The sequence below is a fragment of the Phenylobacterium sp. genome, from assembly GCF_030697305.1.
GTDB lineage: Bacteria > Pseudomonadota > Alphaproteobacteria > Caulobacterales > Caulobacteraceae > Phenylobacterium.
In genome coordinates this window covers 25,855-38,049 of record NZ_JAUYQL010000047.1, presented here as the reverse complement: position 1 = coordinate 38,049, position 12,195 = coordinate 25,855, and the positions used below count along the sequence as shown (strand labels likewise).

Annotated in this window: 12 protein-coding genes; 5 read left to right on the top strand and 7 right to left on the bottom strand. The window is 68.9% G+C overall.

The genetic code is table 11. The features are described from left to right. The 5 genes from Q8R27_RS05645 to Q8R27_RS05625 form a co-directional block, all read right to left on the bottom strand. Window positions 1-620 (bottom strand): class I SAM-dependent methyltransferase (locus Q8R27_RS05645; RefSeq protein ID WP_305698087.1); only part of this gene is annotated, 620 nt, incomplete at its 3' end. A gap of 12 nt (window positions 621-632) precedes the next feature. After that, the gene (locus Q8R27_RS05640) at window positions 633-1,736 is read right to left on the bottom strand and encodes an endo-1,4-beta-xylanase (RefSeq protein ID WP_371134653.1); all 1,104 of its coding nucleotides are present in this window, start codon (window positions 1,734-1,736) and stop codon (window positions 633-635) included. Beyond that, window positions 1,733-2,146, bottom strand: a complete 414-nt coding sequence (locus tag Q8R27_RS05635) for a flagellar FliJ family protein (protein ID WP_305698086.1) — start codon at window positions 2,144-2,146, stop codon at window positions 1,733-1,735. Before Q8R27_RS05635 ends, Q8R27_RS05640 begins: the two co-directional genes overlap by 4 nt. Further along, on the bottom strand, window positions 2,143-3,480 hold the full coding sequence (fliI, locus tag Q8R27_RS05630; protein ID WP_305698085.1) for a flagellar protein export ATPase FliI: 1,338 nt from the start codon (window positions 3,478-3,480) through the stop codon (window positions 2,143-2,145). Before fliI ends, Q8R27_RS05635 begins: the two co-directional genes overlap by 4 nt. Before the next feature lie 89 nt (window positions 3,481-3,569). Next, the gene (locus Q8R27_RS05625) at window positions 3,570-4,712 is read right to left on the bottom strand and encodes an SDR family oxidoreductase (protein WP_305698084.1); all 1,143 of its coding nucleotides are present in this window, start codon (window positions 4,710-4,712) and stop codon (window positions 3,570-3,572) included. Window positions 4,713-5,033: 321 nt separating this feature from the next. On the opposite strand from Q8R27_RS05625, the gene ctrA reads away from it, so the two are divergent. From ctrA to Q8R27_RS05600, 5 genes are all read left to right on the top strand, one after another. Next, on the top strand, window positions 5,034-5,729 hold the full coding sequence (ctrA, locus tag Q8R27_RS05620) for a response regulator transcription factor CtrA (RefSeq protein ID WP_305596816.1): 696 nt from the start codon (window positions 5,034-5,036) through the stop codon (window positions 5,727-5,729). Window positions 5,730-5,797: 68 nt separating this feature from the next. Then, window positions 5,798-6,427, top strand: a complete 630-nt coding sequence (locus Q8R27_RS05615) for a hypothetical protein (RefSeq protein WP_305698083.1) — start codon at window positions 5,798-5,800, stop codon at window positions 6,425-6,427. Between the two features lie 73 nt (window positions 6,428-6,500). Next, window positions 6,501-6,854: an arsenate reductase (glutaredoxin) gene (gene arsC, locus Q8R27_RS05610; protein ID WP_305698082.1), complete on the top strand. Its 354-nt coding sequence runs from the start codon at window positions 6,501-6,503 to the stop codon at window positions 6,852-6,854. A gap of 155 nt (window positions 6,855-7,009) precedes the next feature. Beyond that, on the top strand, window positions 7,010-8,365 hold the full coding sequence (locus Q8R27_RS05605; protein ID WP_305698081.1) for a peptidoglycan DD-metalloendopeptidase family protein: 1,356 nt from the start codon (window positions 7,010-7,012) through the stop codon (window positions 8,363-8,365). A 77-nt stretch (window positions 8,366-8,442) separates the two neighbouring features. Beyond that, window positions 8,443-10,071 carry a carboxylesterase/lipase family protein gene (locus tag Q8R27_RS05600; protein ID WP_305698080.1) on the top strand — a complete coding sequence of 543 codons (1,629 nt, stop codon included), beginning with the start codon at window positions 8,443-8,445 and terminating at the stop codon, window positions 10,069-10,071. A gap of 2 nt (window positions 10,072-10,073) precedes the next feature. Here Q8R27_RS05600 and Q8R27_RS05595 read toward each other — a convergent pair whose 3' ends face one another. Together Q8R27_RS05595 and Q8R27_RS05590 are read right to left on the bottom strand one after the other, a co-directional pair. Then, on the bottom strand, window positions 10,074-11,159 hold the full coding sequence (locus tag Q8R27_RS05595; protein WP_305698079.1) for a Zn-dependent alcohol dehydrogenase: 1,086 nt from the start codon (window positions 11,157-11,159) through the stop codon (window positions 10,074-10,076). A gap of 71 nt (window positions 11,160-11,230) precedes the next feature. Further along, on the bottom strand, window positions 11,231-12,160 hold the full coding sequence (locus Q8R27_RS05590) for an alpha/beta fold hydrolase (RefSeq protein ID WP_305698078.1): 930 nt from the start codon (window positions 12,158-12,160) through the stop codon (window positions 11,231-11,233). Window positions 12,161-12,195: the final 35 nt, after the last annotated feature.

Below are 12,195 nucleotides of genomic sequence, written 5' to 3'. Positions count from 1 at the left end.
CGCTCGTCCACGTGGCGCGCGTCAGGAAACAGGAAGCTGAACTGCGTCTTGTCGAGCAGCCGCGCGTGCTGCACGTCGCGCATCGCCTGGCCCATGTCCGGCGACCGCTCGGCGAACCCGTGCCGGCGGCGCAGCAGCGAGCGCGCCCGACCCTGCTCCGAACGCCAGTGAAAGAACAGGCTGGAGAAGTGCGGCTCCACGGGGAACCAGAAGTACGGCGTCTGCACGTAGTAGCGCGGCGCCAGCCGGCGCGCTTCGCGGGCGAACGCCTCCATGCGCGGCCAGTCGCCGACGTGCTCGATCACCGAATTCGAATGGACGAGGTCGAAGGCGTTGTCCGGAAAGTCCATGGCGCAGGCGTCACCCTGCAGCGCCTCGAACAGCGGATCGTCGACCGTGAAGGCCTGCGGATTGACCAGGGTGATCTTCACCTTGGCGTCTTCCAGGAACTTGCGGTCGAACAGCCGCCAGTAGTCCGGCTCGCCGCCGAGATCGAGGATGCGCGCGCCCGGGCCCGCCGCGACGATGAGCTCTACGACGCGCTTGGCTCGCGCCCGCCGCATCTGCTGGGCGAGGGAGTTGGGGTTGTCCGGGTCCTGGAGGCTGTAGATCAGCTTCATGCGCGACGAGGTTTAGCGGCGCGGCTTTGCGTTTCCGTAAAGGCCGCCGGAAAGACCGTCGGCCAGCGCGTGGGCGGCTTCCTTCGGCCAGCCGTCATCGTTGAACGGCGCGGGCGCATCGGCGGCATTCTCGCCGCGCAGCCAGGAATCCTTGTCGCGCAGGCCCCATAGGGTGAGCGCGAAGCGCTGGGCTTCGGGCAGGCCAGCGAACGCCTCGGCGGTCTCGGCGTAGAGCGCGGCCTGCCCGCGCTCCAACTCGGCGCGGGGTGCGAAGCGCCGCTCCACGCGGCTGAGCGATACGTCCAGCTCCGACACGTGGATCGGCAGGCCGAAGCGGGCCAATGCCTGCAGCGTGCGGGTCATGGCGCCGCCGGGCAGGTCGGCGGCGAGGTGGCTCTGGCAGCCCAACCCGCCCACCGGCGCGCCAGCCTTCAGCAGGCGTTCCACCAGCCGCTGGAAGGTGTCGAACTTCTTCGGCAGGCTTTCCAGGTTGTAGTCGTTAATGAACAGCACGGCCTCAGGGTCGGCCGCCTTGGCCAGGTCGAAGGCGCGGCGCATGTGGTCGAAGTCGCCCAGCTTGTCGGCCCACAGGCTCTGGCGCCAACCCTCGCCGTCCTCGGCCACCGCCTCATTGACCACGTCCCAGCCCACGGCCTGGCCGCGGTATCGACCGACGACGGTGGTGATGTAATTGTCGAACGCCGAGGCGAAACTCACCCGGCTCTCATCGAGATTGACGAAGGCGTCGGGCTTTTGCGCGTACCAGACCAGGGTCGTGCAATAGAGCCGCTGGCCGTTGGCCTTGGCGAAGGCGGCGATGCGGTCCGGCCGGTCGAAACGATAGGTCCCATCCGGCTGGAGGATGTATTCCATCTTCATCTCCCACTCGGGCGTGAGTTGGGAGCATTGGGCGCGCGCGAGCTGCACCCACAGCGGCTGGTCGAGGTGCGAGACCTGGACGCAGGTTCCCACCGGAAAAGCCGCGGAATCTTTCAGCGACTTGAGCAGCGGCGGAGCCAGCGCCGGCTGTGACTTCGCCCCGCCCTCGCAAGCGGCCAGCGCCACGGCCGAGCCCAGCACCAGCCTGCGGCTCAGGCCCCGCGACAGTCCGCTCACCGTGAGTTGGCCACGCGTCGCAGGCCCAGGTCGTCGAGCATGGCGATCTCTCGCCTGGCGACTTCCTTGCGCTCGGTGAGCTGGATGTTCTCCGCCACCTGCTCGTATTTCTTCTGGGTTTCGAACGCCTGGTTCAGCGCGTCGCGCGCGCCTTCCTCCTCTTGTTTCAGTAGCGCGATGTGGGCGTCGGCCTGAGCCTTGCGGACGCGCAGCGCGTCCATGAAGGCGATGTGGCACCAGCCGGCCTCGGCGTCGTCGCGGGCGTTTAGCGCCTCGGCCTCGCCCTCGGCGTCCAGCAGCGCGCGCTTCACTTCGACGGCGGCGCGGGCGTCGGCGATTTCGGACAGGCGCTTCTGCAGCACCTCGACCTCGTAGGTCGACAGCCGGATCAGCGATTGAGCCCAACTCATGCGGTTTCATCCTCAAGGATCTGCGACAGCCGCTCGAACGCCGCCTCGATGCTGGTCGACTCGTCCTTGTCCTGGCCCATGAAGGCTTCGAGCTGTGGAGTCAGGCGGATAGCGCGATCAATCTCGGGGTCGGACCCGGCCCGGTAGGCGCCGATCCGGATCAGCTCTTCCATGTTGGCGTAGGCCGACAGGCTGCGGCGCGCCTCGGAGACGATGGTCCGCTCTTCCGGCAATTGGCAGCCCGGCATGGTCCGGCTGATCGACTTCAGCACGTTGATCGCCGGGAAGCGCCCGCGTTCGGCGATGGCGCGTTCCATGACGATGTGGCCGTCGAGGATGCCGCGCACGGCGTCGGCGATCGGTTCGTTGTGGTCATCGCCATCCACCAGCACGGTGAACAGGCCGGTGATCGGGCCTGCGGTGGTGCCGTCGGGACGGATCGGACCCGGGCCGGCGCGCTCCAGCAGCTTCGGCAGTTCGGTGAACACGGTGGGCGTGTAGCCCTTGGTGGTCGGCGGCTCGCCCGCGGCCAGGCCGATCTCGCGCTGGGCCATGGCGAAGCGGGTGACGCTGTCCATCAGGCACAGCACCTCGAGGCCCTGGTCGCGCATGTATTCCGCCACGGCCAGGGTCATGTAGGCGGCCTGGCGGCGCTTCAGCGCCGGCTCATCGGAGGTGGCGACCACGACGACGGCGCGCTTCAGCCCTTCTTCGCCCAGGGTCTCTTCGATGAACTCGCGCACCTCACGGCCCCGTTCGCCGATCAGGCCGACCACCACCACGTCGCACTGTGCGTTCTTCGCCAGCATCGACAGCAGCACCGACTTGCCGACGCCGGAGCCGGCGAACACGCCCAGCCGCTGACCGCGGCAGCAGGTGGTGAAGACGTTCATCGCGCGCACGCCAAGATCCAGCCGCTCGCCCACCCGGCCGCGGGCGTGCGCCGGCGGCGGCGGGCTGCGCAAGGGATAGGCGGCCAAGCCCTGGGCCAGCGGCCCCTTGCTGTCGATCGGCTGGCCGAAGGCGTCGATGACCCGCCCCATCCACGAGCGCGACGGGCGCACGGCCGAGCCCAGCGGTTCGATGCGGATCTCGGCGCCGGGCGCGACGCCCTCCACCGGGCCGAACGGCATCAACAGAGCGCGGGTCTCACGGAACCCGACCACCTCGGCCACGAGCGGCGTGTCGCCATAGCGGGCGACCTCGGCGCGGGCCCCGACGGCGAGCCTGGTCAGCCCCCCGCGCGCCTCGATCAGCAGGCCGTTCACCGCGGCCACGCGGCCGGAAACGGTCAGGGGGTCGAGGCGATCGACCGCGGCGACGAGACTGTCCAAGGAGGCGCTCCGGATTCAGCCTCCAGACTCGCCCCTGCCGCCTTAACTTGGCGTGAAGACTTCACGGCCGTTCCCCCTACGGGGGATGCCTAGCGCAGGGCCTTGGCGATCTTCACGGCTTGCCTCGGATGGCGCACGGCGAAACGGGCCGCGCCCATCGGCTTGCGCAGCGCCGCACGCACGACGAAGGGGCGAACGGCGCGCGCGATCGCCGGACGGGCGGTGCGCGACAGCACGCCGCGGGCGAAGTAGGCCGCCACCCCTGCGACGATCAGCCCGCCCACCGCCGCGGTCAGCGCCGGATGCTGGCGGCTCTGGGTGTAGACGCTGAATCCGCGGCCGCCATAGGCGCTGGTCCGCACCTCGCCGTCGTCGCCTGGGCCATAGAGGTTGTCGCCTGAGGGCTTTACGCCTGAGCGCTTGGAGAGGGTCGGCAGGAGCGCCGAGAACACCCGGTCGGCGACGCCGGGTGCGGCGCCCCCAGCCAAGGTCATCTGACGCCCAGTGCCGCCCACCGTGATGTCGCGCACCGGATGCTGGGCGGCGTACAGGATCGCCTCGGCGACCACTTCCGGGGTGTAGACAGGCGGCGGCACGCGCGCCGGCTTGTCCATGTTGTTGCGGGCGTGGTCGGCGAACGGCGAGTTGATGCTGCTGGGCTTGATCAGGGTCACCGAGACCGGCGCCTTGGCGTTGCGCAGCTCCATGCGCAGCGCGTCGGTGAAGCCCTTCACCGCATGCTTGGACGCCGAGTAGGCCCCCAGCATCGGCGCGGCGACGTCGGACAGCACCGAGCCCACATTGATCAGGGCGCCGCCGCCGCGCTTTGTGCGCAGATGCTTGATCGCCTCCATCGAGCCGTTGACGACGCCGAAGTAGTTGGTGCGGAACAGCTGCTCGTGGTCGGCGTGGTCGAGATCGGCGAGCTCGCCATAGACGCCGACGCCGGCGTCATTGACCCACGTGTCGAAGCCGCCAAACCGGGCGATGGCCGCGCGGGCGATCTTGCCTACGTCCTCGGGGTCGCCGACATCGCCCACCACCGGGTGCGCGCGCCCGCCGGCCGCATTGAGCTCGTCACAGATGCGGCGCAACGCCGCGTCGTTACGGGAAGTGAGCACCACAGCCGCGCCCGCCTTCACCGCCATGCGGGCTGTCGCCAGGCCGATCCCAGAGCTTGCGCCGGTGATCACGATCACCTGCTGCGAAAGCGGCTTGAGCTTCACATGCATCGCGTAACAGTCCCCTTCGACTTGGCCGCCCCTGGCGCTGCCAGAACGGTCCGGCGGCTCCCGGCGTTCCGTGCCAGCGTTCTGCGAAAGGCCGCAGGGCTCAGCTTCCTACAACCTGATCACGAAAGATTCATCCCAGGTGCGACTCGACGCCTCCCCCGCCGCGCTTGCCGGGTGAATCGAAATCGTATTAACGATTCGGTCAGTGGGATTTCACTATTAACCAGTCATAAATTAACTCGCGCGCAAGTTAACGGCGAGGGTCTGGGTGAATCCCAGCAGTGGACAGGGCTCACGCCTAAGGCGTGCTAGGAGGATGCGATGCGCGTGTTGTTAATCGAGGACGACAGCGCCACAGCGCAAAGCATCGAATTGATGCTGAAGTCCGAAGGGTTCAACGTCTATACGACGGACCTTGGTGAAGAAGGCGTCGATCTGGGCAAGATCTACGACTACGATCTGATCCTCCTGGACCTCAATCTCCCAGACATGAGCGGACTCGACGTCCTGCGCACTCTGCGTGTGGCGAAGGTCAATACGCCGATCATGATCCTGTCCGGTTCGGCCGAGATCGACACCAAGGTGAAGACCTTCTCCGGCGGCGCCGACGACTACATGACCAAGCCGTTCCACAAGGATGAACTGGTCGCCCGCATCCACGCCGTGGTCCGTCGCTCCAAGGGCCATGCGCAGTCGGTCATCCGCACCGGCGACATCACCGTCAACCTCGACGCCAAGACCGTGGAAGTGAACGGCCTGCGCGTCCACCTGACGGGCAAGGAATACCAGATGCTGGAGCTGCTCTCGCTTCGTAAGGGCACGACGCTCACGAAGGAGATGTTCCTCAACCACCTCTACGGCGGCATGGACGAACCCGAGCTGAAAATCATCGACGTGTTCATCTGCAAGCTGCGCAAGAAGCTGGCTGCCGCGGCCGACGGCAAGCACCACATCGAAACGGTCTGGGGACGCGGCTACGTCCTGCGCGACCCGCAGGAAGCCCAAGTCGCGGCCTGAGGCTTCTCAGGCCTCCGACCGACGTCGACGCCCGCCCTCGGCGGGCGTTTTCGTTTGTGGAGAGCACCATGCGTTCGCCCGCCAGCGTCGCCGGCCTGGAGGACCTGGGACGGGTCCGGCTGTCGGCCAACTTCTACCTGCGCGATTTCCTCTACAGCGAGATCGCCGCACTGCACGGCCTGCGCAACATCCCCGAGGATCCCGACCTGGCCATCGCCGCCGGTCGCCAGCTCTGCGAGACCCTGCTGGAGCCGCTGAACGCCACGTTCGGCCGCGTCGCCATCCGTTCGGCCTATCGCTCGCCGGCGGTGAACGCCTTCGGCAACGCCAACGGCTTCAACTGCGCCAGCAACGAGGCGAACCACGCCGGCCACATCTGGGACCGTCGCGACGCCGCCGGGCGGATCGGCGCCAAGGCCTCCATCGTCATTCCCTGGTTCGCCGACCGATACGCCGCTGGTGAGGACTGGCGGGCGCTCGCCTGGTGGATCCACGACCACCTGCCCTATTCCAGCCTGCAGTTCTTCCCCAAGCTAGCCGCGTTCAACATCGGTTGGCGCGAGGATCCTGTGCGTCGCATCGACAGCTTCATCGCACCGAAAGGCTGTCTCACCAAGCCCGGCAGAGACGGCCACGACGCTGATCATTCAGGTTGGTACGCCGGCTGGCCGTCGCTGGCGGCGCCGGGCCGCCTCTAGCGCTTCCGCGTTGCCCGGGCCCGAGGGTGCGTGGCAAAACGCAGCGGTCATCGATCGCGCAAGGGACAAGGCCATGAGCTCCGACGTCGTCATCTACCATAACCCGTCCTGCGGCACGTCGCGCAACACCCTCGCCCTGCTGCGCGAGAAGGGCGTCGAGCCCACCGTGGTCGAGTACCTGAAGGTCGGTTGGACGCAGGATCAGCTCAAAGGCCTGCTGGCGCGCATGGGCGCCAAGCCGCGCGACGTGCTGCGCGCGCGCGGCACTAACGCCGAGGCCCTGGGCTTGACCGATCCCGCGGCGTCCGACGACAAGATCCTCGAGGCCATGACCCGCGAACCGATCCTCGTGGAGCGTCCGATCGTGGCCACGTCCAAGGGCGTCGCCCTGTGCCGCCCCGCCGAGAAGGCCTTGGAACTGCTCTGAAACCTGCCCTGTGACAAAAGGACTCTCCACCGGGTCCTTACTTGCCGTTAACCATACCGCTCCAGCATGGTCTGCGCCTCTTCAAGGGGGCGAAGAGGTGGTTCGGCCCGATCCCTGCAAGAGGGACGGGTCGGCGTTTTCAGAACGGAAGCACCATGCAGGAATTCGATCCCCGGCGCTCGGCCATGCGCTATGCGCCAAAGCTGCTCGCCGGCGCGGCGATCGCCCTGGCGCTTGCCGCCGGCTGGAAGCTGGCCACTGGCGAACGCATCGTCGCCGAACGCGCGCCCACCGATCCGGCGCAGAGCGCCGCCCTTGAGCACGCCGCCTTCGCCCACGCCGAGGCCCAGCCTGGCTTCGCCCGCCCCGAGAAGATCCCGGTCAAGATCCAGGCCGGCGAGACCCTGGAAAGCGCCGTGCAGCGCGCCGGCGTAGCCCCCGACGAAGCCCGCGCCGCGGTCGAGACCCTGGCCGAGGCCATGGACACCGTGCACATCAAGGCCGGCATGGCGTTCGACGCCGCCGTCGCGCGCCCCCGCGGCCAGCGCGGGCCGGCCCGCCTGATCGGTCTTTCGCTGCGCACGGGCCCTGCCAGCGCCATCACCCTGTCGCGCACCTTCGACGGCGCCATGCGCCTGCGCGAACTCGAGGAGAAGGTCAGCGACGAGACCACCGTCGCCGCGGGCGAGGTCGACGGCTCGGTCTACGAGAGCGCCGAGCGCCTGGGCGCGACGCCTGCGATCACCGCCCAGGTGGTCAAGCTGTTCGCCCACAAGCTAGACTTCGCCCGCGACATCAAGCCGGGTGACGACTTCAAGCTGGTGTTCGGCCGCAAGGTCACCGCCAGCGGCCGCACCGTCGAGGTGGGCGCGCTGGACTACGCCGAGCTGCACGGCGTGCGCTTCTATCGTTTCGAGCGGGCGGACGGCCAGGTCGACTACTTCGACGAGGACGGCAAGAACATCCGTGGCTTCCTGCTGCGCACGCCGGTGGACGGCGCGCGGATCACCTCGACCTTCGGACCCCGCCGCCATCCGGTGCTGGGCTACACCCGCGCCCACCAGGGCGTGGACTTCGGCGCTGGGACCGGCACGCCGATCCTCGCGGCCGGCGACGGCGTGGTGCTGGAGGCGCGCCGCTGGAGCGGCTACGGCAACTGGCTGCGCATCCGCCACGCCGGCGGCTGGGACACCGGCTACGGTCACATCTCGCGCTACGCCAAGGGCATCCGTCCCGGCATGCGCGTGCGCCAGGGCCAGGTCGTCGCCTATGTGGGCTCCACGGGCCTCGCGACCGGACCGCACCTGCACTACGAGGTCTGGCGCAACGGCGACCGGGTGAACCCGATCGGCGCCAAGGTTCCCCAGGGCACCGTGCTGGCCGGCGGCGAGCTCGCCGCGTTCCGCAACCAGAAGGCCCGCATCGACGGCCTGCTGGCCGCCCAAGAGGATGGCGCGCGCCAACTGGCGTCGGCCGAGACCGACATCGTCAAGATCGGCCTGCGCCGCTAGGGGCCTCGCCTCGGCGCATTGACGCCCCCAGCCGCACGCGCCCACCATGGCGCAAAGCGTGACTGGGGGAGGTTTCCATGACCAAGGGCTTTGAGCACGGCCAGTTCACAATGGACCGCCGCCGGATGCTGGCCCTCGGGCTGGCGGCCAGCTTCGCGCCCCTCGCCGCCCGCGCCCAGACGCTCACCGCGCCGGTGGCCACCGGCTTCGGCCCGGTGCGCGGGATCGCCGGCGAGGGCTACAGCGCTTTCCTGGGCCTGCGCTACGCCGCCCCGCCGACGGGCGCGCTGCGTTTCATGCCGCCCGCTCCGCCGGTTCCCTGGAAAGAGCCGGTCAGCGCCACGGCCTATGGCGCGCCGCCGGTGCAGATGTACGCACGCCCCTCCGGCGAAGCGAGTTCTGCACTTGGCCGCTCGCTTTACCCCGTGTTCCCCCACGCCCGCGAGACGCGCGAGGGCCGCGAGGACTGCCTGTTCCTCAACGTCTGGACACCTGCGCCGGACGCCAAGAAGCGGCCGGTGATGGTCTGGCTGCACGGTGGCGGCCATGTCTATGGCTCAGGAAGCTGGCCGTCCTACGACGGGACCAACCTCGCGCGCCGCCACGACGTCGTGGTGGTGACGCTGAACCACCGCCTGAACGCGTTCGGGTACCTGAACCTCGCCTCGGCCATGGGCGAGACCTACGCCAAATCGGCCAGCGTCGGACTGCTCGATATCGTCTCCGCCCTGGAATGGGTTCGCGCCAACATCGAGGCGTTCGGTGGCGATCCGAGCAACGTCACCCTGTTCGGAGAGTCCGGCGGCGGCGGCAAGGTCTCGGCGTTGATGGCCATACCGGCCGCCAAGGGCCTGTTCCACAAGGCGATGGTCCAAAGCGGCGCGGGCCTGCGCGCCATTCCCGCCGACAAGGCCGCGGAGTCCGCCGCCCTCGTGCTGACCGAACTGAGGGTGGCCAAGGGAGACACCGCCGCCCTGAACGCCTTGCCGGCCGCCCAGATCATCACCGCCTGCTATGCGGTGCAGGCGCGCACGCCGGGATCGCTGTCGTTCGGCCCGGTGCTGGACGGGGTTGTGCTGCCGCGCAACCCGTTCGACCCGGACGCGCCGGCCCAGTCTGCCGACATCCCCCTGGTGATCGGCACCAACAAGGACGAGATGACACTGTTCCTCGCCTCGTCCCCGTGGTTCGGGACGCTAACCGAGGCGCAGCTCGTCGAGCGCGCTGATCAGATCGCCGGCGCGCGTGCGCCAGCCCTGCTGGCGGCGCTGCGCGAGGCGCGGCCGGGCTATTCGCCGACCTATCTGCTGGCCGCGTTGATGAGCGAGACGGCGATGGTCGCCGACAGCTATCGCGAGGCCGACCGCAAGGCCGCCCAGGCCGCGCCGGTGTTCATGTACCGTCTGGACTGGGAGACGCCGATCGCCGACGGCGTGTTCAAGACGCCGCACACGCTCGACATCCCGCTGGCGTTCGACAACATCGAGACGGCGCGGGTGTTCGTAGGCCCAGGCCCCGAGCCGCAGATCCTCGCCGACCAGATGAGCGCCGCCTGGGCCGCCTTCGCCCGCAACGGCGATCCCTCGACGCCGAAGCTGCCGTGGCCGCGCTATGACCCGGTGCGGCGCGCGACCGCGGTGTTCAATGTCGAGAGCCGCATCGTGCGCGACCCGGACCCCAAGGTCCGCGCCGCGCTGATGGCCTGAACTCAGCTGTCGAAGACGATGACCGAGCGGGCCAGCTCCCCGCGCTTCATCTCGTCGAACGCCTCGTTCACCTGGTCGAGGCGGATGCGGTTGGAGATCATGTCGTCAAGCTTCAGCTTGCCGGCCATGTAGAAGTCGACCAGCCGCGGCATGTCGACGGGGAAGCGGTTCGACCCCATCAGCGAGCCCTGCAGCTTCTTCTCGCCGAGGAAGGCCGCGCCCGAGAGGCTGATCTTCTGGCCAACCGGGATCATGCCGAGGATGGTCGCCGTGCCGCCGCGGCGCAGGATGCGGAAAGCCTGCTCGACCGTCGCGGTGAGGCCGATCGCCTCGAAGGCGTGGTGGACGCCGCCCTTGGTCATCTCCAGCACCGTGCGGCCGAAGTCACCGTCCTCGGCGCAGACGAAGTCGGTGGCCCCGAAGGCGCGGGCGAAATTCTCCTTACCGCGCACCCGGTCGATGGCGATGATCCGCCCGGCGCCGGCGATCGCAGCCCCGTTGATCGCCGAAAGGCCGATGCCGCCGCAGCCGATCACCGCCACGGTCTCGCCCGGCCGCACGCCGGCGGTGTGGATCACTGCACCGACGCCGGTGGTCACCGCACAGCCGATCAAAGCCGCCCGGTCCAGCGGCATGTCCTTGCGGATCGACACACAGGCGTGTTCGTGGATCAGCATCTGCTCGGCGAAGGACGAGAGGTTCAGGTACTGCGGCATCGCCGTCGCGCCCTGGGTTAGCCGCGGTTCGTCTTCCTCTCCACGCTGCATCTCCGGCGAGACGCAGAGGCTCAGGCGCCCGGTCAGGCAGTATTCGCAGTGGCCGCAATAGGCCGACAGGCAGGTGATCACATGGTCGCCCGGCTTCACCGTGCGCACATCGGAGCCCACCGCCTCGACGACTCCGGCGCTCTCGTGACCCAGGACCGTGGGCAGCGCCACCGGATAGGAACCCTCGATGTAGTGCAGGTCGGAGTGGCAGACGCCCGCCGCCGCGGTGCGGATCAGCACTTCGCGTGGGCCGGGCTTGGAGATCTGCACGTCCTCGATCTGCAGCGGCTTGCCCACTTCGCGTAACACAGCGGCTTTCATCGAGCGTGTCCTTCCCGGGATTCTGTGCGCCCGGCTTATCGCCCTTCCGCGCATCCAGCCAGAGGGCTTCGTCAGGCCTGGGCGAGGCCATCGGCCCGAACCGCGCGCGACCAGGGCAGGCGCAGACCGCGCAACGCGGGCCAACGCCAGGACATCTGCGGGCGCGCCGGGATGCAAGCCTCCAGCGTCGAGAGGAAGCGATCGACGGGGCCGTCGTTGATGAAGTGGTCGCCCCCAGCCACACGCTCGACCCGCGCAGGACGCCGCGCGCGAGTTTCGGCGACCAGCCGCTCGGCGATTTCGATCGGCGCGAAATCGTCCTTGTCGCCATGCACCACATGGATCGGGATGCGCAGCCGGCGCAGCGCCGCGCGCACAGCATCCAGTTGCGCGGGCTGTCCGGTGACTTCGAGCACAGCGTTACGCAGGTCGCGCGGGATCAGCTTGAGCGCGCGGCCGCCCATGTCCAGCAGCCAGCGCGCGGTCGGGCCCGCCTCGCCGAAGTAACCCGAGAGCAGCACCAGGCTCGCCACTCGATTGGGCTGGGCCGCGGCCATCAGGGTGGCGATGGCGGCCCCGTAGGACTGGCCGACCAGGATGGTCCGCTGACCCGGACGCACCTGCAGAAGGGGCGCGAGGGCGCGCGCCTGGACATGGATGTCGGGCACATGATCCAGCGGCTCGGAATTGGCGAAACCCGGCCGGTCGACGACGATCATCTCCCGATCCTGCGGCAAGGCGGCGAGGACCGGCGCCCAGTATTCCGACCAGGACGGCGACCCGGTGATCACCACGATCCGCCACGGCGCGGGCGTGGTTCGCGGCGTGGTGATCGCGGAGATCTTCCACCCGTAGCCGCCGCCGGCGATGAAGCTGGTTCGACGCACGATGCTGTCCGGATAGTCGGCCGAGGTGGATGCGTGTTCCTTGCGGCCCAGCGCAGCGCTCTCCAGGCAGGCCCAGCCCACCTCCAGCAACCCTTTCGGACGTCTGCGCCCCACGGTCTGGCCTCCGGCGGACGCCAGAGGCCCGCTAC

What these genes read in the sequence shown, in the direction of transcription:
- Q8R27_RS05625 (WP_305698084.1), bottom strand. Translation starts at nt 4,712, where the DNA reads ATGCATGTGAAGCTCAAGCCGCTTTCGCAGCAGGTGATCGTGATCACC.
- Q8R27_RS05605 (WP_305698081.1), top strand. Translation starts at nt 7,010, where the DNA reads ATGCAGGAATTCGATCCCCGGCGCTCGGCCATGCGCTATGCGCCAAAG.
- arsC (WP_305698082.1), top strand. Translation starts at nt 6,501, where the DNA reads ATGAGCTCCGACGTCGTCATCTACCATAACCCGTCCTGCGGCACGTCG.
- ctrA (WP_305596816.1), top strand. Translation starts at nt 5,034, where the DNA reads ATGCGCGTGTTGTTAATCGAGGACGACAGCGCCACAGCGCAAAGCATC.
- Q8R27_RS05615 (WP_305698083.1), top strand. Translation starts at nt 5,798, where the DNA reads ATGCGTTCGCCCGCCAGCGTCGCCGGCCTGGAGGACCTGGGACGGGTC.
- Q8R27_RS05635 (WP_305698086.1), bottom strand. Translation starts at nt 2,146, where the DNA reads ATGAGTTGGGCTCAATCGCTGATCCGGCTGTCGACCTACGAGGTCGAG.
- Q8R27_RS05600 (WP_305698080.1), top strand. Translation starts at nt 8,443, where the DNA reads ATGACCAAGGGCTTTGAGCACGGCCAGTTCACAATGGACCGCCGCCGG.
- Q8R27_RS05595 (WP_305698079.1), bottom strand. Translation starts at nt 11,159, where the DNA reads ATGAAAGCCGCTGTGTTACGCGAAGTGGGCAAGCCGCTGCAGATCGAG.